This is a genomic window from Conexibacter sp. DBS9H8 (assembly GCF_023330685.1).
GTDB lineage: Bacteria > Actinomycetota > Thermoleophilia > Solirubrobacterales > Solirubrobacteraceae > Palsa-465.
The window spans coordinates 3,223,331-3,245,755 of the sequence record NZ_CP097128.1 but is presented as its reverse complement, the minus strand read 5'-3'; the positions used below and the strand labels follow the sequence as shown (position 1 = coordinate 3,245,755).

25 protein-coding genes and 1 pseudogene are annotated in these 22,425 nt (G+C 69.8%); 19 read left to right on the top strand and 7 right to left on the bottom strand.

All coding sequences use genetic code 11. The features are described 5' to 3' along the window. Nucleotides 1-34: 34 nt before the first annotated feature. Nucleotides 35-514, bottom strand: coding sequence for an Lrp/AsnC family transcriptional regulator (locus tag M3M55_RS15570; RefSeq protein WP_249010419.1), 480 nt, complete (start codon nt 512-514; stop codon nt 35-37). A 169-nt stretch (nt 515-683) separates the two neighbouring features. On the opposite strand from M3M55_RS15570, the gene ald reads away from it, so the two are divergent. The 3 genes from ald (at nt 684) to M3M55_RS15555 (ending at nt 3,667) form a co-directional block, all read left to right on the top strand. After that, nucleotides 684-1,817: an alanine dehydrogenase gene (gene ald, locus M3M55_RS15565; protein WP_249010418.1), complete on the top strand. Its 1,134-nt coding sequence runs from the start codon at nt 684-686 to the stop codon at nt 1,815-1,817. Between the two features lie 122 nt (nt 1,818-1,939). Then, nucleotides 1,940-2,548, top strand: coding sequence for a hypothetical protein (locus tag M3M55_RS15560; protein ID WP_249010417.1), 609 nt, complete (start codon nt 1,940-1,942; stop codon nt 2,546-2,548). Between the two features lie 9 nt (nt 2,549-2,557). After that, the gene (locus M3M55_RS15555; protein ID WP_249010416.1) at nt 2,558-3,667 is read left to right on the top strand and encodes a serine/threonine-protein kinase; all 1,110 of its coding nucleotides are present in this window, start codon (nt 2,558-2,560) and stop codon (nt 3,665-3,667) included. Here M3M55_RS15555 and ftsH read toward each other — a convergent pair. Next, nucleotides 3,628-5,652 (bottom strand): ATP-dependent zinc metalloprotease FtsH, encoded by a 2,025-nt coding sequence (gene ftsH, locus M3M55_RS15550; RefSeq protein WP_249010415.1) that lies wholly within the window; start codon nt 5,650-5,652, stop codon nt 3,628-3,630. The genes M3M55_RS15555 and ftsH overlap by 40 nt on opposite strands. Nucleotides 5,653-6,137: 485 nt before the next feature. Between ftsH and M3M55_RS15545 the strand changes: the two genes are divergently transcribed. The 5 genes and pseudogenes from M3M55_RS15545 (at nt 6,138) to M3M55_RS15530 (ending at nt 9,721) form a co-directional block, all read left to right on the top strand. Continuing rightward, the gene (locus M3M55_RS15545) at nt 6,138-6,758 is read left to right on the top strand and encodes an ANTAR domain-containing response regulator (protein ID WP_249010414.1); all 621 of its coding nucleotides are present in this window, start codon (nt 6,138-6,140) and stop codon (nt 6,756-6,758) included. A 169-nt stretch (nt 6,759-6,927) separates the two neighbouring features. Continuing rightward, on the top strand, nt 6,928-8,211 hold the full coding sequence (locus M3M55_RS15540; protein ID WP_249010413.1) for an NAD(P)/FAD-dependent oxidoreductase: 1,284 nt from the start codon (nt 6,928-6,930) through the stop codon (nt 8,209-8,211). A gap of 237 nt (nt 8,212-8,448) precedes the next feature. Then, on the top strand, nt 8,449-9,411 hold the full coding sequence (locus M3M55_RS15535) for a DivIVA domain-containing protein (RefSeq protein WP_249010412.1): 963 nt from the start codon (nt 8,449-8,451) through the stop codon (nt 9,409-9,411). After that, a pseudogene (locus M3M55_RS17685) lies at nt 9,350-9,568 on the top strand (BLUF domain-containing protein); the annotation flags it as partial. The gene M3M55_RS15535 and the pseudogene M3M55_RS17685, both read left to right, overlap by 62 nt. A 6-nt stretch (nt 9,569-9,574) precedes the next feature. Continuing rightward, nucleotides 9,575-9,721: a hypothetical protein gene (locus M3M55_RS15530; protein ID WP_249010411.1), complete on the top strand. Its 147-nt coding sequence runs from the start codon at nt 9,575-9,577 to the stop codon at nt 9,719-9,721. An 18-nt stretch (nt 9,722-9,739) separates the two neighbouring features. Here M3M55_RS15530 and M3M55_RS15525 read toward each other — a convergent pair whose 3' ends face one another. From M3M55_RS15525 to M3M55_RS17430, 4 genes are all read right to left on the bottom strand, one after another. Continuing rightward, nucleotides 9,740-10,147, bottom strand: a complete 408-nt coding sequence (locus M3M55_RS15525) for an STAS domain-containing protein (protein ID WP_249010410.1) — start codon at nt 10,145-10,147, stop codon at nt 9,740-9,742. Nucleotides 10,148-10,190: 43 nt separating this feature from the next. Then, nucleotides 10,191-10,643: an ATP-binding protein gene (locus M3M55_RS15520; protein ID WP_249010409.1), complete on the bottom strand. Its 453-nt coding sequence runs from the start codon at nt 10,641-10,643 to the stop codon at nt 10,191-10,193. 68 nt (nt 10,644-10,711) lie between these two features. Then, nucleotides 10,712-12,778 (bottom strand): M3 family metallopeptidase, encoded by a 2,067-nt coding sequence (locus M3M55_RS15515; RefSeq protein ID WP_249010408.1) that lies wholly within the window; start codon nt 12,776-12,778, stop codon nt 10,712-10,714. A 31-nt stretch (nt 12,779-12,809) separates the two neighbouring features. Continuing rightward, nucleotides 12,810-12,944, bottom strand: a complete 135-nt coding sequence (locus M3M55_RS17430) for a hypothetical protein (protein ID WP_256469017.1) — start codon at nt 12,942-12,944, stop codon at nt 12,810-12,812. Between the two features lie 246 nt (nt 12,945-13,190). On the opposite strand from M3M55_RS17430, the gene rpsL reads away from it, so the two are divergent. Then, nucleotides 13,191-13,586, top strand: a complete 396-nt coding sequence (gene rpsL / locus M3M55_RS15510; RefSeq protein WP_249010407.1) for a 30S ribosomal protein S12 — start codon at nt 13,191-13,193, stop codon at nt 13,584-13,586. Nucleotides 13,587-13,605: 19 nt separating this feature from the next. After that, the gene (gene rpsG, locus M3M55_RS15505) at nt 13,606-14,076 is read left to right on the top strand and encodes a 30S ribosomal protein S7 (protein ID WP_249010406.1); all 471 of its coding nucleotides are present in this window, start codon (nt 13,606-13,608) and stop codon (nt 14,074-14,076) included. A 289-nt stretch (nt 14,077-14,365) separates the two neighbouring features. Here rpsG and M3M55_RS15500 read toward each other — a convergent pair whose 3' ends face one another. Further along, the gene (locus M3M55_RS15500) at nt 14,366-14,893 is read right to left on the bottom strand and encodes a hypothetical protein (RefSeq protein WP_249010405.1); all 528 of its coding nucleotides are present in this window, start codon (nt 14,891-14,893) and stop codon (nt 14,366-14,368) included. 219 nt (nt 14,894-15,112) lie between these two features. Between M3M55_RS15500 and fusA the strand changes: the two genes are divergently transcribed. The 9 genes from fusA (at nt 15,113) to rplV (ending at nt 22,418) form a co-directional block, all read left to right on the top strand. Continuing rightward, entirely contained in the window at nt 15,113-17,212 is a 2,100-nt protein-coding gene (fusA, locus tag M3M55_RS15495; protein WP_249010404.1) for an elongation factor G, read from the top strand. A gap of 89 nt (nt 17,213-17,301) precedes the next feature. Next, complete coding sequence (tuf, locus tag M3M55_RS15490; RefSeq protein WP_249010403.1) at nt 17,302-18,492, top strand: elongation factor Tu; 1,191 nt, start codon at nt 17,302-17,304, stop codon at nt 18,490-18,492. Between the two features lie 266 nt (nt 18,493-18,758). Then, nucleotides 18,759-19,076, top strand: a complete 318-nt coding sequence (rpsJ, locus tag M3M55_RS15485; RefSeq protein WP_249012428.1) for a 30S ribosomal protein S10 — start codon at nt 18,759-18,761, stop codon at nt 19,074-19,076. Between the two features lie 2 nt (nt 19,077-19,078). Further along, on the top strand, nt 19,079-19,696 hold the full coding sequence (rplC, locus tag M3M55_RS15480) for a 50S ribosomal protein L3 (protein ID WP_249010402.1): 618 nt from the start codon (nt 19,079-19,081) through the stop codon (nt 19,694-19,696). Then, nucleotides 19,689-20,333, top strand: coding sequence for a 50S ribosomal protein L4 (gene rplD, locus M3M55_RS15475; RefSeq protein WP_249010401.1), 645 nt, complete (start codon nt 19,689-19,691; stop codon nt 20,331-20,333). The genes rplC and rplD overlap by 8 nt, the downstream gene beginning before the upstream one ends. Continuing rightward, a complete protein-coding gene (gene rplW, locus M3M55_RS15470) occupies nt 20,333-20,626 on the top strand; it encodes a 50S ribosomal protein L23 (protein WP_249010400.1) in 294 nt (97 codons plus the stop codon). Before rplD ends, rplW begins: the two co-directional genes overlap by 1 nt. Nucleotides 20,627-20,629: 3 nt before the next feature. Beyond that, on the top strand, nt 20,630-21,469 hold the full coding sequence (gene rplB / locus M3M55_RS15465; protein WP_249010399.1) for a 50S ribosomal protein L2: 840 nt from the start codon (nt 20,630-20,632) through the stop codon (nt 21,467-21,469). Next, nucleotides 21,466-21,738 (top strand): 30S ribosomal protein S19, encoded by a 273-nt coding sequence (rpsS, locus tag M3M55_RS15460; RefSeq protein WP_249010398.1) that lies wholly within the window; start codon nt 21,466-21,468, stop codon nt 21,736-21,738. Before rplB ends, rpsS begins: the two co-directional genes overlap by 4 nt. Before the next feature lie 347 nt (nt 21,739-22,085). Next, on the top strand, nt 22,086-22,418 hold the full coding sequence (gene rplV / locus M3M55_RS15455) for a 50S ribosomal protein L22 (RefSeq protein WP_249012427.1): 333 nt from the start codon (nt 22,086-22,088) through the stop codon (nt 22,416-22,418). Nucleotides 22,419-22,425: the final 7 nt, after the last annotated feature.

Sequence of the window (22,425 nt, the reverse complement as noted above, 5' to 3'; positions counted from 1 at the left end):
GCGGCCGGCGTTCCGACCTCGTGGAGGCGGCCCGTCAGGTCCCCGTCCGGCTGAGCGGGAGCGGCTGGGCGCTGACGGTCGCCCGCATCACGATGCGGGTCTCCGTCGCCGCCGCGCCGCCCTCACGGCGGATCGCCCGGACGGTGGCGTCGAGGTCCTCGGGGCCCCGGCAGGCGACGCGCAGCTCGAAGTCGTAGCGTCCGGTGACGAAGGCGACCTCGCGCACCGCCGCCAGGGCGAGGGCGAAGCTCTCGAACGCCTCCGATGACGTGCTCGGTGCGAGCCGCACGTCGATGAAGGCATCGAGGGTTCGGCCGACGTTGGCGAGTTCGACCCGGGCGCTGAAGCCGGTGATCACCCCGTTGCGCTGCAGTCGTCGGACCCGGTCGGCCGCGCCGTGGGGGCTGAGGCCCACCGCCTTGCCGAGATCGGAGAAGGACGCCCGGCCGTCCTCCATCAGCCGGTTGATCAGGGCGAGGTCGACGTCATCGAGGGTGGGGGACTCGGGGCTCACCGGGGCCGACCCGGGGTGACTTCCGAATCGGTGAGCGTGGTCGCAGATTCAGTTGTCTGCGGGGCCATAAAGTGCATAAACGTGATTATTCCACGCCTTTGCTTGCGAATTCACCGACCGAAGCCCACCATCACTGTGACATTCACGTACCACGGCGGAGAGGTTTGCGATGACGAGGGTCGGCGTTCCCAGTGAGATCAAGACGGACGAGTACCGGGTCGCGCTCACCCCGGCCGGCGTGCGTGAGCTCGTCGACGCCGGGCATGAGGTGCTCGTGCAGGCCGGCGCGGGCCTCGGCTCGTCCCTGTCGGATGAGGCCTACACCGCCCAGGGCGCCCGGATCCTGCCGGATGCCGCGGCGGTGTTCGCGGAGGCGGAGATGATCGTCAAGGTCAAGGAGCCCCAGCCGGGTGAGGTGGCGATGCTCGAGCCCCACCACCTCCTGTTCACCTACCTTCACCTCGCCGCCGACGTCGAGCTGACCCACGGCCTCGCCGCCAGCGGCGCGACCTGCATCGCCTATGAGACCGTTGAGGACAGTCGCGGACGGCTGCCGCTGCTCGCCCCCATGAGCGAGGTGGCCGGTAAGCTCGCCGCCCAGGCGGGCGCATTCATCCTCGAAAAGCCGTTCGGTGGCCGCGGGATCCTGATCGGGGGCGTCCCCGGGGTTCCGGCCGCGCGGGTGCTCGTGATCGGTGGCGGCGTCGTCGGCATGAACGCCGCCTTCATCGCGATCGGGATGGAGGCGACCGTGACCGTCTTTGACCGCAACATCGACCGCCTGCGGGAGCTTGACATCGCCTTCGGCGGGCGCGCCGACACCGTGTTCGCCTCCACCCTGGCGATCGAGGAGGCGCTCCCGGAGGCCGACCTGGTGATCGGCGCGGTCCTCGTCAAGGGGGCCAAGGCCCCGCATGTGATCACGCGGGCCCAGCTCGGCCTGATGAAGCCCTCGGCGGTGCTCGTCGACGTCTCCGTCGACCAGGGCGGCTGCTTTGAGACGACGCACCCGACGACCCACACCCACCCGACCTACGACGTGGACGGGATCACCCACTACTGCGTGGCGAACATGCCCGGGGCGGTGCCGATCACCTCCACCTACGCGCTCACGAACGCGACGCTGCCCTACGTGCTCGACCTCGCCGACCACGGTGCGGTCGCGGCGGTGCAGAGATCCCCCGGCCTGCGGGCGGGCGTCAACGTCGCCCACGGCCAGGTCACCTATGAGCCGGTCGCCTCCGTCGCCGGCGTTCCCTACGTGCCGGTGGAGGAGGCGCTCGGGCTCACCAGCACCGTCTGAGCGCGGTCGCTCGAGGAGAAGGTTGCCCGCGCCGGCGGGTCGACACCGGCGGGAGCCGCCGGGCACGCCGGGACTGTGTCAGCCTGTGTGCACCCGAGCTCTTTCCGTCGGGACCTGCCCGCATGCCTCGAATCCCCCGCCGCCCACCGCACCCGCACGTCCGCGCTCGCCTCTGGCTCGTGCCCCTGCTCGCGCTTGTCTGTGCCGGGTGCGGTGCGAGCACCCAGCTGGGCGCCACGGGCCGCCGGGCCCTGCTCACCGACATCGGCGCGGCCCAGGCGGGGCTGGGCCGGCGCGACGCCGCGGCGGTCCGCGGCGCCGTCCGCCAGTTTGAGGGGGAGGTCAGCCACCTCCGCGCCGCCGGTGAGCTGACCACCGCGCGGGCTGCCGAGCTCACCACCCAGGCCCAGACGGTCCTCGCCGAAGCACGCTCCCTGAGCGCTGGCGCGGTGAGCGCGACGACCCGCCGGCAGACGACGACGACCGCCACCCAGACGAACACGACGCCGACGGCCTCCACGGCTGAAGCGGTGAGCGCCACCCCGGTGCCGGCGACCCCGGCCCAGCCGTCGCAGCCGCCCCACGGCCACGGCCACGGCCACGGCCCCGGCGGGAACGGGCCGCCAGGGCAGCACCAACCCGGGGGCCCGGGCGGCCCCCCCGGCCACGACAAGGGCCAGGGGAAGGACAATCAGGGTCCGGGCAATCAGAACCAGGGCTCGGACAACTAGCGGGACCAGATGAGCGACCTCACCCAGGAGCCCTTCACGCGCGGAACGCGGCTGGCCGACCGCTACCGGCTCGAGCAGATCGTCGGCAGCGGCGGGATGGCGGTCGTCTGGCGTGCGGCGGACGAGACCCTCGGGCGCACCGTCGCGCTGAAGGTGATGTCGGATGCGCTTGCCGCCGACCCTGCCTACGTCGCTCGCTTCGCCCGGGAGGCGCGCCTGGCGGCGAGCATCAGCCACCCGAACCTGGTCGAGATCTACGACTACAGCGCGACCGCCGCCCGGCCCTACCTGGTGATGGAGTTCGTCCCCGGCGGCACGCTCGCCGACCGCCTCCGCGACGGCCCGCTCAGCGTGCCCGTCCTGCTCACCGTCTGCGCCGATCTTCTCTCCGCCCTCGGGGCCGTCCACGCGCAGGGGGTCCTGCACCGTGACGTCAAGCCCGCCAACGTGCTGATCGGCCCGGACGGACGCGCCCGGCTCACCGACTTCGGCGTCGCGCTGCTGCAGGAGGGCACCCAGCTCACCCAGCCCGGCCAGGTCGTCGGCACGCTGCGCTTCATCGCCCCGGAGCTGCTCGGCGGGGCCCCCCCGAGCTGCCAGAGTGACCTCTACTCGCTCGGGAAGGTGATCGAGGCGGCGGCCGGCACCCATCCGCCGGACGAGATCGCCGCCTTCAGCGCCTGGCTGTGTGCCACCGACCCGGCCGACCGTCCCACCGACGCCGCCGCCGCGCTCGTCCGGCTCAGCGATGTCAGCCCGACCGTGCCGCTCACCGAGCCGACCCGGATCGCCCCGGCGCCGGTTGAGCCCCTCACGGAGGCGCCGACCGTCGTCGCGCCGGAGCGCGGAACCCGGGGGCCGCGTGGTCTCGCCCGCGGCCCGGTGGCCGCGGGCGAGCGGAGGCTGATGTGGTTCGTCGGTTCGCTCACGGGCGCGGTCGTGCTCGTCGTCCTCATCATCGTCCTCGGGGCGTCCGGGGGCGGCTCACCGGCCCCGAACCGCTCCCGCACCGTCTCCGGGGCGACTCTCTCGACGGCGGCGCACCCGGGAACCGCCGGGCGGATGCGGGCCCAGCTCCGTCAGCTGAGCCGGGAGATCCCCGCCGCCGGCGGGTCCTGATCCGCCCGCTCGTCGGTGCCCGGCGCGCCGGCGGGGACCGGGGGGGCGTCCGCGCTTCGGCCCGGCATCCCGGCCGCGGAGTAGGCGTCGCTCTCATCGAGGGTCTCGTCCTGCAGCAGCGCGCGGGCGAGGGACTCGAGTTGGACCCGGTGCGCGCCGATCAGCGCGCTCACCTCACGGTGGGCGCTGTCGATCAGCAGACGGACCTGCTCGTCGACGACCTGCTGGGTCGCCTCGGAGGTCTCACCCTGCCCGCTGATGAACGGGCCGCGTGCCTCGGCGGAGATGACGCTGACAAAGCCGATCGCCTCACTCATCCCCCACCGACCGACCATCTGGCGGGCGATCGCGGTCACCCGCTCGATGTCGGATTCCGCTCCGGTGGTGATCGTCCCGTAGACGGTCTCTTCGGCGACGCGGCCGCCGAGGGCGACCTTGATCTTGCCGATCAGGTCCTCACGCGTGTAGGAGACCTGGTCGTCGTCGGGGGCGGCGAGGGTGACGCCGAGCGCGAGCCCGCGCGGAATGATCGACACCTTCCGCACCGGGTCCGCGCCGGGCGTGAGCATGCCGACGAGCGCGTGCCCGGCCTCATGGAAGGCGGTCCGTTCCCGGTCCGCGGTCGACAGCACGATCCCCCGCGGTGCGCCGAGCAGGATCTTCTCGAGGGAGTCGGTGAAGTCGGCGGTCTGGACGGTGTGATGGTTCCGGCGGGCGGCGAGCAGCGCCGCCTCATTGGCCAGTTGGGCGAGGTCGGCGCCGACCATGCCGGGTGTGCTGGCGGCGAGCGCCTCCAGATCGATGCCCGCCGCAAGCGGGATCGACTTGGTGTGCACCTCGAGGATCTGCTTGCGGCCCTGACGGTCGGGCGGCTGCACCGCGACGCGACGGTCAAAGCGCCCCGGGCGCATCAGGGCCGAGTCGAGGATCTCCGGGCGGTTGGTGGCGGCGAGCACGATCACCGCCTCAGCGGGCTCGAACCCGTCAAGTTCGGTGAGGATCTGGTTGAGAGTCTGCTCACGCTCGTCGTTGGCGCCCGCGAGGGACACCGAGCCCTGGCGGGAGCGCCCGATCGCGTCGAGCTCGTCGATGAAGATGATCGCCGGGGCCGCCTCCTTGGCCTTGGTGAACAGGTCGCGGACCCGCGAGGCGCCGACGCCGACGATCGCCTCGATGAACTCGGAGGCCGAGATCGAGAAGAACGCCGCGTGAGCTTCGCCCGCGACGGCGCGCGCCAGCAACGTCTTACCGGTTCCGGGAGCGCCCGAGAGCAGGACGCCGTGGGGCATCCGTCCGCCGAGGCGCCCATAGCGGGTCGGGTCGCGGAGGAAGTCGACGATCTCGGTCAGCTCCGACTTCGCCTCATCGATCCCCGCGACGTCCGCGAACGTCGCCCGGATCGTCGCCGGGTCGACGCGCCGGGCTTTGGAGCGGCCGAAGCTGCTGAGTGCTCCCATGCTGCCTCCGGCCTTGGCTGCGCGGCGCATGAACACGATCACGACACCGACGATCAGCAGCGTCGGACCGAAGCCGAGCAGCAGGGAGATGAGCAGGGAGGTGCTCTGGGTCGTCGACTGGGCGTTGATCTGGGTGCCGTGGGCCTGCAGCAGCGCGGACAGCTGATCGTTGTTCCAGAAGCTCGGGACCTCCGTGCTGAAGAGCGTCGTCGACGCGGACGTCGCGGTCGTGCCTGGGATGTGCTCGGGCGATTTCAGCGTGCCGTCGATCGCGTCACCGGTGGAGGTGATCGAGGCGACCCGGCCGGCCGTGACCTGGGTGATGAAGTACGGGCTGAAGGGCACCTTCACCCGAGGTGGGGCTGCGGGGGAGAACAGCAGCACGGAACCGAAGTTGATCACCAACAGCGCGAGGGCGAAGACGAGGAAACCGCGGGAGCGGTGCGGTGCGCGCGGGGCCGGTGAGTCGGGCCGTCCCCGTCCGTCGGGGGCGGGCGCCACCCGCCACCCCCGGACGTCCCGGTGCATCGGCTCGTGCGGGTGTGGCCTGGAAGCCGCCCGCCGAGACCCTTCCTCCGCGGGCGCCATCAGGCTCCCGCCGTCACGGTCAGGCCATCGGGGCCGGCCGCCGCGGCGCGCAGCCGACCGCCGTCACTCTCCCAGCGCTCGAGTTCCGGTGTCGCCCGTGGGGCGCCACACTTCCAGCAGCTGTCCTCCACCGGGTCCATCGGCGCGCCGCAAGCGCCGCAGAGCCGCGGGATGTGTCGGTTCTGACGCGCGCGTGGCGCGCCGCCGCCGGGGTGGCTGGGGACGGGCGTCTGCAGGTCGGGCATGGCTGACTCCTCGGGCGTGAGAGTGGTGCGGGCCACGGGTGGCGCGCACCGACGCCGGCCGAAGGTCAGGGCCGGGGACGACGGCAGCTTGCCGAGGGCTGGGGCAAGCGCCCCATCTACGTTACTCCCGCAGTCGGTGATCACCCGGTCCTCACAACCGGTCGGTCATACAATCGCCGCGTGGGCCCTTCCGGTGAGGGTGGCGAACGCGACCACCTGCGTGTGTTGATCGCCAACGAGCGACGGGACCGACTCGCTCTCGTCGCCCCGCTCGTCGTCGCCCTCGGCCATGAGGTGATCGCCCGGGAGATCGCCGTCGAGGACGTCGGAGCGGTGACCGCGCGTGAACGTCCGGATGTCGCCCTCGTCGGCCTCGGGGACAGCTCCGCGCACGCGCTCGCCCTGATCGACACGATCGTCCGCGAGGCCGCCTGTCCGGTGATCGCGCTCCTGCACGCTCCCGACCCCGCCTTCATCAGGGAGGCGTCCAAGCGCGGGGTGTTCGCGCACATCAGTGACGATGACGTCGAGGACTGGCAGAGTTCGATCGACATCGTCCTGCGCCGGTTCACCGAGTACCACGATCTCCAGGGCGCGTTCGGACGCCGGGCGACGATCGAGCGGGCCAAGGGGATCCTGATGGAACGCCACGCGGTCGACCATGAGGCGGCTTTCGCGATGCTGCGCGAGCACTCGCGCAGCGCCAACCGCAAGCTGATCGACGTCGCGACCGCGGTCGTGGACGGGCATCGCCTGCTGCCGCGGGACCCCGGCGCGACCCGGCATCGCCCTGCGGGATGAGGTGCGCTGGGGCCGCGCCAGGGACGGGTGCTAGTGTCGAAGCTGGAGAGCATCGAGGCCGGTCGGCCAGTGCCGCTGTCGCAGTCCCGGTTGAGGTCGGTCCGGTGCCGTCGCAGCGGAAGTCAATCCCGTCAACCGGCTCCCCCCGGGAGTCAGATCGGATGCGCCCATGAGTGCTCATGCCCGCCCGCACGTCGTTGTGCTCGGAAGCAGCTTCGCCGGCCTGACGACGGCGCGCTACATCCACCAGAAGGCCGGTGACCACGTCCGGCTCACCGTCGTCGACCCGAACCCGTACCTGATCTTCGTGCCGAACCTGCCGATGGAGGTCTTCGCCGACCACGATCCGCTCGTGACGATGCACATGGAGACGGTCCGCTTCCACGACTCCGACGGGACGACGTTCATCAACGCAGCCGCGACCGAGATCGACCTGGACAACCGGCGCGTCACGATCGTCCCAACCGATCGGGCGGGGTCGGCGCCGGAGAGCCTCGCCTATGACATGTTGGTGATCGCCACCGGCAACCGCCTCGCCTACGACCAGATCGAGGGCTTCGCCGAGCACGGGGACACCGTCTCCAGCGGCCACTACGGCAACAAGCTGCGCCGCAAGCTCTTCCACGACTACAAGGGTGGCCCGGTCGCGATCGGCTCCGCACGCTTCCATCAGGGCCTCACCGGGAAGCCGGACTGGCTGCCTGAGGCGGTGGCGGCCTGTGAGGGGCCACCGCTGGAGATCGGCCTGACGATGGCCCACTGGCTCGGGCAGCGCGGCCTCGGGGATGCCCACAAGATCACGCTGTTCACCCCGGGAGAGAAGATCGCCGAGGACGCCGGTGACGCGATCGTCGACCAGTTCCTGCAGATCGCGACGGAGATGGGCTTCGGGTATGCCAACAACACCCAGGACATCAAGGCGATCACCGCCGACGGGATCGAGTTCGCCAACGGCACCAGCCTGGAGGCCGAACTCAAGATCGTTCTGCCTGACTGGGTTCCCCACGCGTTCCTCGCCGGCCTGCCGATCAGTGACGAGCGCGGATTCGTCCTCACGGATCTGCGGATGCGCAATCCCCTTCATCCTGAGGTCTTCGCCGTGGGTGATGCGGCGGCGCTGACGGTTCCCAAGCTCGGTTCCCTCGGACATCAGCAGGCGGAGATCGTCGCCGACCAGATCGCCCTGCAGTCCGGTGCGATCCCCGAGTCGAAGGTCGGTGAGGCCTTCCATCCCGCCATCCTGTGTTTCGGCGACATGGGTGGCCACAAGGGTTTCTACATCCACTCCGACACCTGGTATGGCGGCACCACGAGCGTGTTCAACATGGGCTATGCGGCCTATGCGATGAAGATGGCGTTCAAGGAGATGTACTTCCGGACCGGCGGCAAGCCCGTCTCGTGGGGGATGCCCTTCACCGAGTTCACGATGGATCACGGCCTCTCACGGATCTGAGCCTCAGATCGCCCTCCACTGTGGGACCGCCACGACTCGTAGGCGAGCCGGGGCGGGGGGAGAGGGGGGGGGTGTCCACCGTGGCCGGGACGAGAGGCGATCTTCACAGCTGGAGCCCGGTTCGATGTCAGACATCCGGGTATATAACTCGGTCATGCCCTCACAACCGATCTCGGCCAGACGTCGTCTCCGCCCCGGCTGCTCGGCGATCCTGCGGTTCTCAGGGGGGCGGTGGCGATGACCGCCCGCGACCTGAGCGAGGACCTCGAACCGAGCCTTCCCGAGTTTCCCGTCGTGCTGCGCGGATATGACCGCCCATCCGTCGAGCAGTACATCAGCGACCTGCACGAGCGCCTCGCCGAGACGGACGAGCGCCGGCGCCGGGCGGAGAGCGAGCCGTCCACCCAGGCCTACCGGGAGGTTGGTCCGCGGGTGGCGGAGATCTTCGCCCTCGCCGAGGCGGAGGCGGCCGACATCGTCTCGGGGGCCAAGGCGGAGGTGCAGGACGCCTTGGACGGTGCTCGCTCCGAGGCGGAGGCGATCGTCACCGCGGCCCGCACGGAGGCCCGGGCCCAGACCGCCCGTCAGCAGCGCGACTGGGAGGCCCTGCTCGCCGCCTATGAGGCCGACCGCGACCGCATCCGCGCGGAGGTCGACGCGCTCAACACGCAGAAGGCGACCGTGCTCGGTGAACTGCGGCGCCTCCGTGACGCCCTCGGTCAGGCCCCCGGGCTCGTTGAGGCGCTCGCCATCCCCGCAACGGCCCCGACTCCGATGCTCGGTGACGACCCTGACGTCGTGACGCGCCGGCACGAGCTGCCCGCCCCTGAGGCGGAGGCGGTCACGCGCATCGTGAACCGGATCACCCCCGACGATGATGAGGAGGCGACGCGTGTGCTCCCCGCAGGCCGGCGGCCCGACGCCCCGCCCACTCCCCGGCCTGAGGTTGCCGCGAGCCGTGAGGACGATGAGGACGATGAGGACGACGAGGACGACGGCGATGACGAATTCCTCGACGTCCCCGAGTTCATGGCAGCGCCGAACCTCGAGGATGAGCCGGAGTTCGATGAGGACCCCGCGTTCCGTCCTCAACCTCGCGTCGAGGACGAGTCCGAGTTCGACGACACCGTTCCGGTCGATCCCGAGCCGACACGCGCCTACACGATCGCCGAGCAGGCCGAGCTCACCGACGAGCCGTGAACGCACCCCCGGAGAGCGCCCCGACCGAACCCGGGTTGGCGACGAAGGTGCTCCGGAGGCGATCGCGGGGATCTTTGCGAGCATCACCGCCGACCCCCGCCACCACAACCTGCGTCTGCTCGCCCGGCGGCCGATCGCGCGGCGCCGGTTTTCACGCTGGAGCATGGGCTTTGAGCATCCCCAGGCCGATCGGCTCGCTGACCGTCTCCCCGGTTACCGGCCGACGATCGACTATCCGCTCGCCTCCGGCGAGCTCGTTCCCAACGCCGAGATCGCCGAGGCGCTGTTGGTGATGAGCGCCGGCGCCTGAGGATCAGGCGGCGCGCTTTCAGAGGGCTGCGTCCGGCTCACGGTCAGAGGTCGCCTTCGGCTCCCCGGCGGGAACCGGTTCTGGCGCTGGCGGGGCGGGCTCGGCCGGGGGCAGCACCTCCAGCAGCTCCGCGACCCCAGCCAGGGCGAACAGGCGATTCGGCTGGGCGTGGCGGGAGCGACGCAGGGTCAGGCGCGCGCGCTCCTCCGCGGACCCGGCGGCGATGAGAATCGCGCCGAGGCCCATGCTGTCGATGAACGTGACCGCGGAGAGATCGAGGATCTGGCGCCGGCCGGCGCGGAAGTTGGCGATCAGCGCCGCCCGGACCCGGTCGGCGACGGCGAGGTCGACCTCGCCCCGCAACGCCACGCACACCCCGTCCGGGCCCTCGCTCTCGGTGAGTGAGAAGTCCGAGGCCGGCGGCACCCTCACCGACCTCCGGCGGGGCGAACCGCCGGCCACACGACGCTCAAATGCCCTCGCCTTCGCCGTGGGGTCGCAGCGTGAAGCGCAGCTGCACGCTCGAGCCTCCGTGCTCGCGCTCCCGGAACAGGGCCTGGGTGGCGGTTTCGCGCATCACCGTCAGGCCAGCGCCGAGCCCGGGGGTGCGGGCCGGTGAACTGAGCCCGCGCCCGTCATCCTCGACGATGACGACGAGCTGGTCGCCGCCGATCACCGCGAGGACCCTGAAGGACCCAGTGGTGTGCTCCTCATAGGCGTGGACGACGACGTTGGTCGCCGCCTCCGACACGGCGAGGCGGACATCATCGACGCACTGAGGCGAAGCGCCGTGCGCCTCGGCGATCGCCGCGACCGCGTTGCGAGCGGCGCGCACGGAGGCGGCCACCGCTGGGTAGACCGCCATCACGAGCGGACGGTCGAGCGCGGGATGGGCTCTGTCGTCATTGTCACCGACCACCATCACAGCTCACTTACCCGCGGTCAGTCCTCTCACACATACTCTCAACAGATTGTCGGGCCCACGCGCGCTCAGGCGGCCTCTTCGTCCACGGCGGGGGCGAGCCCGCGTCGGGCGAGTAGCGGCTCGATCGGGGCCGGACGGCCCCGCCAGGCCCGATAGACGCCGAGCGGCTCACGGGTCCCTCCGATGCTGAGGACGTGGCGGCGATACAGCTCGCCGTTGGCGCGCGTCCGTCCGCCCTGTTCGATGAACCACTGCTCGATGTCTGCGTCATAGACCTCCGCCCAAATGTAGGAGTAATAGCCGGCCCCGTAGCCACCGGCGAAGATGTGGGCGAACGTACTCGTTCCGTAGCGGGGCGGGATCGCCGGATTGTCGAGGCCGACGGCGCCGAGCGCCGCCGCCTCAAAGCCCGCGATCGCCTCCACGTCGGCGGGCACCTGCTCGGGGGTGAGCTGATGCCAGGCCATGTCGAGCACCGCGGCCGCGAGATATTCGCTCGTGGCAAAGCCCTCGTTGAAGGTCTGGGCGGCCGCCAAGCCGGCGACGAGCTCAGCCGGGATCGGTTCGCCCGTCTGATGGTGGACGGCGAATTCGGCGAGCGTGTCGGGCCACAGCAGCCACATCTCATTGGCCTGAGAGGGGAACTCGACCCAGTCGCTGGGGACGCTCGTCCCCGACAGCTCCGGGTAGCGGGAGCGGCCGAGCAGACCGTGGAGGGCGTGGCCGAACTCGTGAAAGAGGGTCCGGGCCTGCTCGAAGGTGAGCAGCGTCGGCTCGCCCGGCGCCGGCTTGGGGACGTTGAGGTTGTTGACGACGACGGCAGTGACGGTCCCCGTGAGGCTCGCCGCGTCGACGAGCGAGTTCATCCACGCGCCGCCGCGCTTGGTCTCGCGCGCATACAGGTCGAGCAGGTAGAGGCCGACCGGGGCGCCGTCCTCCTCGGTGACCTCGAAGGTGCGGACGTCCGGGTGGTAGCCGGCGAGGTCGTGGCGCTCTTGGAACCGGAGCCCGTAGAGCCGGGACGCGCTGGCGAACACCCCGTGTTCGAGGACCCGCTCGGCCTCAAAGTAGGGGCGCAGCGCCGTGAGGTCGAGCGCATAGTCGGCGGCCCGGACCTGTTCGGCCCAGTACGGCCAGTCGGCGGCACGGACGGGAGCGCCGGCCCGCTGCTCGAGCCGGGCCTGCTCGGCTTTGGCGTTCGCGGCGGCGGGGGCGGCGAGGCGGGTGAGCATCTCCATCACCGCCTCCGGGGTCCGGGCGATCCGGTCCGAGGTGACGACCGCTGCGTGGTTGACAAACCCCAGCAGCTGGGCCCGCTGCGCCCGGAGGGCGACGATCTCCAGGGCGATCGCCCGCGTGTCATGGTCGTTGCCGCGGCGTCCGCGGGCCTGCTGGGCGGCCGCGAGCCGGGCGCGGGCATCCGCGCTGGTCAGCGTGCTGAGGTATGGGTGGGCGGTCGGCAGGACGAGTGAGATGAGGTAGCGGCCGGGGTGGCCGCGGTCCTCGGCCGCCTGCCGGGCGGCTGAGAGCTCACCGGCGCTGAGCCCGTCGAGGTCCTCGGCGGCGTCGAACAGCACCGCGAGGTCATTGCTGTCGGCCTGGAGGTTGACCTTGAAGGCGGTCGACAGCTCTGAGAGGCGGCCGTTGATCGCCTTGAGCCGCGCCTTGTCGGCGTCCTTGAGACCGGCCCCGGCGAGCCGGAAGGCACAGAGGATGCGCTCGAGCAGGTAGGCCGCCTCGGGATCGAGCTCCTCCCCGGCGGCGGCGACCGCCTCGATCCGCCCGAACAGGACCGGGTCGAGCAGGATCGCGTCGGAGTGGGCGGCAATCTCGGGGGAGAGCTCCGCGTCGATGGCATCGATCTCCGCGGTCGCGTCGGCGGAGGCGACGTTTTCAAAGATGGCGAGGGCACGCCGCAGGGCGACGCCGCTGCGCTCGAACGGCTCGAGCGTGTTGGCAAAGCTCGCCGGAGCGGGGTCGGCGCAGATCGCGTCGATCGCCTCTCGCTGGCGAGCCATCGCAATCCGGATCGCCGGGGCGTAATCGCTGACGGCGATGCTGGCGAACCGCGGGAGCTGATAGGGAAGGTCGCTGGGGTCAAGCAGCGGGTGGAGGGAGTTCTCGGACGCCATCGCCCGAAGATAGTCGACCGCTCAGGCGCGATCAGCAGCGACCGTTCCGGCGCCCGAGGGTTGGTTCGGCGGCGGTCGCCGGGCCGGGCAGCGCGATCACGGCGGTCGCCAGCGCGGCTGCCGGACCGAGCGCTGCCCGGCCGAGACGGTGCGATCTGCGGTCCATCCTTCTCTCCTCGCTCACAGTCAGGCCATGATCGCGGCTGATGGCCGGAGGTCGCGGTGTGCGCCCACGCCGTCCCCGTGCTCAGGCAGGGTACAGGGAACCTGACCGTTTGCCCAGGGAGGGAGCCGCCCGCGTCCCCGGACATCGCGGACCGGGGTCCGCCCTGGGGTCCGCCCCGGGGTCGCCGGAGAGGTCGCCCGGGGGGCGGGAGTGCTCGGTGGGGCCCCTGCTACTCTCGGCGTTCGCATGCCGACCACCAACCAGCTTGTCAACAAGGGCCGTCAGAAGCCCGCCAAGAAGCTTGCGACTCCGGGCCTGAAGTCCGGCAAGGGCCGCAAGAAGAAGGTCGCCGCACCCCAGCGCCGCGGCGTCTGCACTCGCGTGTACACGACGACGCCCAAGAAGCCGAACTCGGCTCTGCGCAAGGTCGCCCGTGTCCGGCTCACCAACGGTATGGAGGTCGGCGCCTACATCCCCGGAGAGGGTCACAACCTGCAGGAGCACTCCGTCGTGCTCGTGCGTGGTGGCCGCGTCAAGGACCTCCCGGGGTTCCGTTACAAGGTGATCCGCGGAACTCTCGACGCCGCCGGCGTCGCGGACCGCAAGAAGGCCCGCAGCCAGTACGGCGTCAAGGCCAAGTAGCCACTCTGGAGATCTTTCGATGCCCCGTCGCGCAGCCGCACAGATCCGGCCGGTCGAGCCGGACCCCGTCCACCGCAACCGGATGGTCACCCAGATCATCAACAAGGTGATGCTGGACGGCAAGAAGTCGACCGCCGAGCGGATCGTCTATGACGCCCTCGCGATCCTCGCCGAGCGAACCGGACAGGACCCGCTTGAGGTGCTTGAGGCTGGCGTCAAGGCACTCACCCCCGTGCTCGAGGTCAAGTCCCGGCGCGTCGGTGGCGCGACCTATCAGGTTCCCGTTGAGGTTCCGCCCCGGCGGGCGCGCACGCTCGCGGTGCGCTGGCTCGTCACCTTCGCCCGTCAGCGGCGTGAGAAGACGATGGCCCAGCGGCTCGCCCATGAGCTGCTCGACGCCCAGCAGCAGCAGGGCAGCGCCTACAAGCGCAAGGACGACGTCTACCGCATGGCCAAGGCCAACCAGGCCTTCGCTCACTACCGCTGGTAACCGTCCCGCGGTCACGGATCTCCGTCACCGTACACCGCGCAGTTCCCCAGGCCCGGCTCGTCCGGGCCTGACGCGTTTTCGGGGTTCTGAGCCTGAGGAGGCGACCGGAAGGTCGGCCGGGAGGCGACCGGAAGGTCGGCTCCGCGGTCATCGCGGGAAGGTGAACGCGAGGGCCGCCCGCTACACGGGACCGGGGGCTGTAGCAGACAACCCTCGCGGCCACTGAGACTAACAGCCCGCCTGCCCAACCGTGCCCGCTCGCCCGCGCGCCCGCTCCGAGTGTCAGGCTTCAGACAGAACCTGAACGGGGTCCGGCCCGCCGGGACGAACCCGCGCGCGCACCCCGTGTCGAGCGCCGGAGCGGGCCGGGAGAGCGCGGCCCCGCCGGGGCGAGCGCGTCTCCACCGAGCAGGAAACCCAGCCCGCTCGCGCCGAGCAGGGCGAGGGCGCCGGCGAGTTCGACGTACAGCCCGACGCCGACGACGTTGATCGCTGTCTGGTAGTGCCCGGCGACCAGGCCGAACCCGTGGCTGCGGGCGGCGGGAAGGTCGTGGCCGAGGCAGACGGCGAGCGCCGCGACGGCCACGACCCCGATCAGCAGGAGCGCGGCGCGGCTGCCGCTGATCAGCACGCCGGCGGCGAGCAGCAGTCCGAGCACGGCGAGCACGAGCACCCCGTAGGCGTGCGCGGCACCGACCGTCTCTGACCCAACGGGGAGCCCGCGGGCGCTGGTGAAGGTGTGAAAGAGCGGGAGCGCCTGGGACAGCGCGAGGACGAGCGCGCCGGTGCCCGCGAGCCCGGAGATGGCCTTTCTCACGTTGCTATATTCGCTTGCTGGCTCCGGTGATGCGCCGATCCTCGGCGTGCGGACACTTTCCTCCCGGTAGCCCGTCAGATTCCCTCCCATGGAGAAGCCGAACTCAAACTAACTGCCTGTGGCGACAGCCGTGTCGTGACACAGGGCCCCGAGGGGCCCTTTTTCGCGCCCGCAGCCACACTGAGCGAGAGTTCGCACGACCGCAACCGTCAGAGAAAGATGCCCCGCAAGTTCAGTCTCAAGAACACCCGCAACATCGGGATCATGGCTCACATCGACGCCGGTAAGACGACGACGACTGAGCGCATCCTCTTCTACACCGGCCGCACCTACAAGATCGGCGAGGTGCACGAGGGCGCGGCGACCATGGACTGGATGGAGCAGGAGCAGGAGCGCGGGATCACGATCACGTCCGCGGCGACGACCTGTGAGTGGAACGGGACGCGGATCAACATCATCGACACGCCCGGCCACGTCGACTTCACCGTCGAGGTCGAACGTTCGCTGCGGGTCCTCGACGGCGCCGTCGCCCTGTTTGACTCCGTCGCCGGGGTCCAGCCGCAGTCAGAGACCGTCTGGCGCCAGGCCGACAAGTACCACGTTCCGCGGATCGCGTTCGTCAACAAGATGGACCGCATCGGCGCCGACTTCGAACACGCCGTCCAGACGATGGTCGATCGTCTCGGCGCCCACCCGGTCCCGATCCAGCTGCCGATCGGCGCCGAGGCCGAGCTGAAGGGCATCGTCGACCTCGTTGAGAACCACGCGATCATCTACAAGGACGACCTCGGCAAGGAACATGAGGTCGCTGAGATCCCCGCCGACCTGGTTGATGCCGCCGCCGCCGCCCGCGAGCACCTGCTCGACGAGGTCGCCAACTACGACGACGAGCTGATGGAGCTGATCCTCGAGGAGGGTGAGATCCCCGTCCCGATGCTCAAGGCGGCGATCCGCAAGGCGACGCTCTCCTCTGAGTTGACCCCGGTCCTGTGCGGCTCGGCGTTCAAGAACAAGGGCGTCCAGCCGCTGCTCGACGCCGTCCTCGATTACCTTCCCTCGCCCCTTGACGTCCCGGCGATCACCGGCGTCGTCCCCGGCAAGACCGACGCGGAGGGCAACGAGGTCCCCGCCGAGCGCCACGCCGACGACTCCGAGCCCTTCAGCGCCCTCGCGTTCAAGATCATGGCCGACCCGTTCGTCGGCAAGCTCACCTTCTTCCGGGTCTACTCCGGTCACCTCGAGGCGGGTGGTCGCGTGCTCAACGTCTCCACCGGCAAGACCGAGCGGATCGGGCGGCTGCTGATGATGCACGCCAACGACCGCGAGGAGCTCACGGAGGTGTGGGCCGGTGACATCGCCGCCGGGGTGGGGATCAAGCAGGTCGTCACGGGGGACACGCTGTGTGACCCGGCCCAGGCGATCAAGCTCGAGTCGATCATCTTCCCCGAGCCGGTGATCAAGGTCGCGATCGAGCCGAAGACGAAGGTCGACCAGGAGAAGATGGGCGTCGCCCTCCAGCGGCTCGCCGAGGAGGACCCGACCTTCCAGGTGCAGACCAACGAGGAGACCGGCCAGACCGAGATCTCCGGGATGGGCGAGCTCCACCTGGAGATCCTCGTCGACCGGATGATGCGCGAGTTCAAGGTCGAGGCGAACGTCGGTCGGCCCCAGGTGTCCTACCGTGAGACGATCCGCGGCACCGCCGAGAAGGTGGAGGGCCGCTTCGTCCGCCAGACCGGCGGCTCGGGCCAGTACGGGATCGTCTACATCGACATCGAACCCAACCCCGGCAAGGGTTATGAGTTCGTCAACAAGATCAAGGGTGGGTCGATCCCGACCGAGTACATCCCGGCGGTCCAGAAGGGCCTTGAGGAGGCGCTCGACAACGGCCCCCGGGCGGGCTACCCGCTCGTTGACGTCAAGGTCACCCTCCAGGACGGCAAGTACCACGACACCGACTCCTCCGAGATCGCCTTCAAGGTCGCGGGCTCGCTCGCGATGAAGGAGGCGGCCAAGCGCGCCAAGCCGGTGCTGCTCGAGCCCGTCTTCGCGATCGAGGTCGTCACCCCGGAGGAGTACATGGGTGACGTCATCGGTGACCTCAACCGACGCCGCGGGCAGGTGCAGGGCATGGAGCAGCGCGGCAACGCCCAGATCGTCTCCGCGTTCGTGCCGCTCGCGGAGATGTTCGGCTACGTCACCGACCTGCGCTCCAACACGCAGGGCCGGGCGACCTCCACGATGCAGTTCGAGCGGTACGAGGAAGTGCCTCCCAACATCGCCGAGAAGGTCATCGGCGATCTCGGGCAGGCCGCCTAGCAGACCAGTCGGACGGCAGTTAGTACCCTCTCTGAGTTCGCCCGTCGCCGGGCGACAAACCCACGGAAAACCAGAAGGAGCACCCCAAAGTGGCGAAGGCCAAGTTTGAGCGCGGTAAACCCCATGTGAACGTCGGCACCATCGGTCACATCGACCATGGCAAGACGACGTTGACGGCGGCCATCTCCAAGGTGCTCCACGACAACTTCGGTGGCACCAACGAGGTCAAGGCATTTGACCAGATCGACAACGCCCCGGAGGAGAAGGCGCGTGGTATCACCATCGCCGCCTCTCACGTGGAGTACGAGACGGCCAACCGTCACTACGCCCACGTCGACTGCCCCGGGCACGCCGACTACGTCAAGAACATGATCACCGGCGCCGCCCAGATGGACGGAGCGATCCTCGTCGTCTCCGCCGCCGACGGCGCGATGCCCCAGACGCGCGAGCACATCCTGCTTGCCCGCCAGGTCGGTGTCCCCTACATCGTCGTGTTCCTCAACAAGGCCGACATGGTCGATGATGAGGAGCTGCTCGAGCTCGTCGAGGTCGAGATCCGCGAACTGCTGTCCGAGTACGACTTCCCGGGCGACGACATCCCCTTCGTCGTCGGTTCGGCGCTCAAGGCGCTCGAGGGCGACGAGACGTACACGAAGAAGATCCTCGACCTCGCCGAGGCGCTCGACTCCTACATCCCCGAGCCCGAGCGTGACCTCGACAAGCCGTTCCTGATGCCCGTTGAGGACGTCTTCTCGATCACCGGCCGCGGCACCGTGGCGACCGGCCGTGTCGAGCAGGGCATCGTCAAGACCGGCGACACCGTCGAGATCGTCGGGATCCGTCCGACCACGTCGACCGTCGTCACCGGCGTTGAGATGTTCAAGAAGATCCTCGACCAGGGTCAGGCCGGCGACAACGTCGGTTGCCTCCTGCGCGGCACCAAGCGTGAGGACATCGAGCGCGGCCAGGTGCTCTGCAAGCCCGGCTCGATCACCCCGCACACGCAGTTCAAGGCCGAGGTGTACGTCCTCAAGAAGGAGGAGGGTGGCCGTCACACGCCGTTCTTCACCGGATACCGCCCCCAGTTCTACTTCCGCACCACCGACGTGACCGGTGTGGCCAACCTGCCCGAGGGCACGGAGATGGTCATGCCCGGTGACAACGTCCAGATGGAGATCGAGCTGATCCAGCCGATCGCCATGGACACCGGCCTGCGCTTCGCCATCCGCGAGGGTGGCCGCACCGTCGGCTCCGGCGTCGTGACCGAGGTCATCAAGTAGTTGACGACCGGGGGGCGGCCTGTGAGCCGCCCCCCGGACCATCCGCAGTGCCCGTTGTACCCTGTAGGTCCCCCGGGCTCCCGGGGCGCAGTATCCTGATAGCCCGCTGAGCCACGCAGTTCGTCGGCGCTCAGCAGCCCGCAGGACCGTCGTCCGAGCCGGCCAGCCCTGACCGGCCAGCCGTACCGAATTTTGAGAACCGCGCCGTCGTGCGCGCACACAGAAAGAACGCGCAGAGGCGCCCAGCCCCACCAGCCATGGCCACCATCGCCCAAAACAAGATTCGCATCCGCCTGAAGTCCTATGACCACACGGCGATCGAGACGGCGGCAAAGGAGATCGTCGAGACCGCGACGCGCACCGGCGCGACGGTTTCGGGCCCGGTCCCGCTGCCGACCGAGAAGAACGTGTACTGCGTGATCCGCTCCCCGTTCAAGGACAAGGACTCGCGCGAGCACTTCGAGATCCGCACGCACAAGCGGCTCATCGACATCCACCAGCCCACCCCCAAGACCGTGGACTCGCTCCAGCGCCTGGATCACCTTCCTGCCGGCGTGGACATCGAGATCCGCCTCGCCTCCTAGCGATGCCTGCGATTCTCGCCAAGAAGATCGGGATGACCCAGCTGTTCCTGGAGGACGGCAAGGTCGAGCGCGTCACCGTGCTCGAGGCCGGCCCGTGTCCGGTGACGGCCATCCGCACCTTTGAGAAGGACGGCTATGAGGCCGTGCAGCTTGCCTTTGACGCGTGCAAGGAGAAGGCGCTGACCCGGCCGGAGCTCGGCCATCTCAAGAAGGCCGACGCGGGTCCGCACCGGGTCCTGCGCGAGTTCCGGGATGAGGCCGCCGAGCTGCTCGTCGGTGAGACGGTCACCGCGGAGGCGTTCGCCAGCGGGGACAAGGTGAAGATCTCCGGGACCTCGAAGGGCAAGGGCTTCCAGGGGACGATCAAGCGCCACAACTTCAAGCGCGGACCCAAGACCCACGGCTCCCACAACTATCGGGCCCCTGGTTCGATCGGCGCCTCGGCCTGGCCGGCGCGGGTCATGAAGGGCATCCGCGGCCCCGGTCACATGGGGGACGAGCGCGTCACCCAGAAGGGCCTCACCGTCGTCGACGTGATCGCCAAGGAGAACCTGCTGCTCGTCCGGGGCTCGGTCCCCGGAGCCAAGGGCGGGATCGTGGAGGTACGGACTGATGCCTAGCGCCCCCCATCTCCACGGAGCGACCGTCGAGCTCGATCCGGTCGCCTTCGGCGCCGAGTTCAATATGGCCCTCGTGCACGAGACCGTGCGGGCCGAGCTCAACGCCCGCCGTCAGGGAACGAGCTCGACCAAGACCCGGGGGAAGGTGTCCGGCGGTTCGGCCAAGCCGTGGCGTCAGAAGGGCACTGGCCGGGCTCGCGCCGGTTCCTCGCGCTCGCCCATCTGGGTCGGCGGCGGCACCGTCTTCGGTCCCCAGCCCCGTCATTACACCTTCAAGGTCAACCGCAAGGCCCGCCGGGCCGCGCTGCGCTGCGTCCTGTCGGTCCACGCGACCCGCGGCAGTGTCGCGCTGCTCGACGGTGCCCTGCTCACCGAGCCCTCGACCAAGGCCGCGCTTGCGCTGCTCACCGGCTGGGAGCACAAGGGGTCGGTCCTCGTCGTGCTCGCCCGCACGGAGGAGGCCGCTTACCTGTCCTTCCGCAACCTCGAGCGGGTCACCGTGCTCGAGGCCGAGGATGCCGGCGTCGCCGACATCGTCGGGGCGGCCAACCTGCTCGTCTCGGATGCGGCGCTCGGCCTGCTCGTCGCCCGCGCCACCGGGACCGGCGCGGAGAGCACTGAGGAGGTCGAGGCGTAATGGACGCTTCACAGATCATCATCCGTCCGGTCGTCTCGGAGAAGACCTATGTCCTCGCTGAGGCCGGCCGCTACACCTTCCGGGTCCACGACAAGGCGCACAAGACCCAGATCCGCCAGGCGGTGGAGGAGCTCTTCGACGTCAAGGTCGTCGAGGTTCGCACCGCCTCGGTTAAGTCCAAGCCCAAGCGCCGGGGCGTCTACAACGGCCGGACGCGTACCTGGAAGAAGGCCTACGTCCAGGTCGCCGACGGCCAGAGCATCCCGATCTTCGGCCAGGGACTGGGGGAGTAAACAGTGGCCATCCGTAAACCCAAGCCGACGTCCCCGGGTCTCCGGTTCGTCTCCTATCCGGACTTCGCCGAGCTGACGCGCTCGACCCCGGAGAAGTCGCTGACCGTCGGGCTGCACAAGTCCGGCGGGCGCAACAACAACGGGCGCAAGACCTCGCGGCACCGCGGTGGCGGCGCCAAGCGCCAGTACCGGATCATCGACTTCAAGCGGACCAAGGACGGGGTCCCCGCCAAGGTCGCCCACATCGAGTACGACCCGAACCGGTCCGCCTACATCGCGCTGCTGCACTACGCCGACGGGGAGAAGCGCTACATCCTCGCCCCGGCGCGACTCAGTGTCGGCCAGACGGTCGAGTCGGGTCCCCAAGCCGACATCCGCGTCGGTAACTGCCTCCCGCTCGCCGCGATCCCCGCCGGTACGGTGCTCCACAACGTCGAGCTCACCCCGGGCCGGGGCGGGCAGCTCGGTCGCGCCGCCGGGACGAGCATCCAACTGCTCGCCAAGGACGGGGATTACGTGACGCTGCGGCTCCCCTCCGGTGAGATGCGGCTCGTCCGCGCGGAGTGCCGTGCGACGATCGGCACGATCGGCAACTCCGATCATCAGAACGTCAAGATCGGCAAGGCCGGTCGCAAACGTCATCTCGGCGTCCGCCCCCAGACGCGCGGTACCGCGATGAACCCGGTCGACCACCCGCACGGTGGTGGTGAGGGCTCGACGACCGCCGGTCGTCACCCGGTCACTCCGTGGGGCAAGCCGACGTTGGGCTACCGCACACGCAAGAAGGGCAAGACGTCGGACAAGTACATCGTCCGCGGGCGTAAACGAGGTAAGAAGCGATGAGCCGTTCATCCAAGAAGGGCCCGTTCGTCGAGGAGCGCCTGATGGCGCGGATCGAGGCGATGAACAAGTCGGGCGAGAAGAAGATGCTGAAGACCTGGAGCCGCACCTCCACGATCTTCCCGGACATGGTCGGCCACACGATCGCCGTCCACGACGGGCGCAAGCACGTCCCCGTGTTCGTGTCCGAGTCGATGGTCGGGCACAAGCTCGGTGAGTTCGCCCCGACGCGGCTCTACCGCGGCCACGTCGCCTCAGGAAAGAAGCGATGACCGACGAGACCAACGACACCCCGGTCGAGCCGGAGGTCGAGAGCCCGGACAGCGAGACGGAGACCGCGGCGGAGCCCGGGGTGACCGCGCCGACGGCGGCGGCCGACGCTGAAGCGACTGACGCTGAAGCGACTGACGCTGAGGCCCCGGAGCCCGAGCTGGCGACCGACGCCGTTGACGCAGACGCTGAGATCGCAGCGCCGGAGACGGACGACGACGACGATGATGACGACGACGACGATGAAGAGTCGGTGGCGGCGCCCGCCCCGCCGAGCTTCGCACGGACGAGCGCGCCGGCCCCGGTCCGCAAGCGTGACCGTAAGCGTGACCCCAACGCGCCCAAGCCGATCGTCCGCGCCCAGGCCAAGTACGTGCGCTCCTCCGCCCGCAAGGCGCGGCTCGTCTGCGACAACTTCCGCGGCAAGAGCGTACCGGAGGCCCGCGCTATCCTCGCCGTCACGCCTCGCGCCGTGGCGCGGGACTGGAGCAAACTGCTTGAGTCGGCTGTTGCCAACGCCGAGCACAACCACGATCTCGTGGGCGAGGATCTCGTCATCAAGTCCGTTCAGGCGGATGAGGGACCCACCATCAAGCGCTTCCGCCCGCGCGCCCAGGGGCGCGCGACGCGCATCCGCAAGCGCACTTCACACCTGACGATCCTGCTCACGCCGAAAGACTGATTAGACA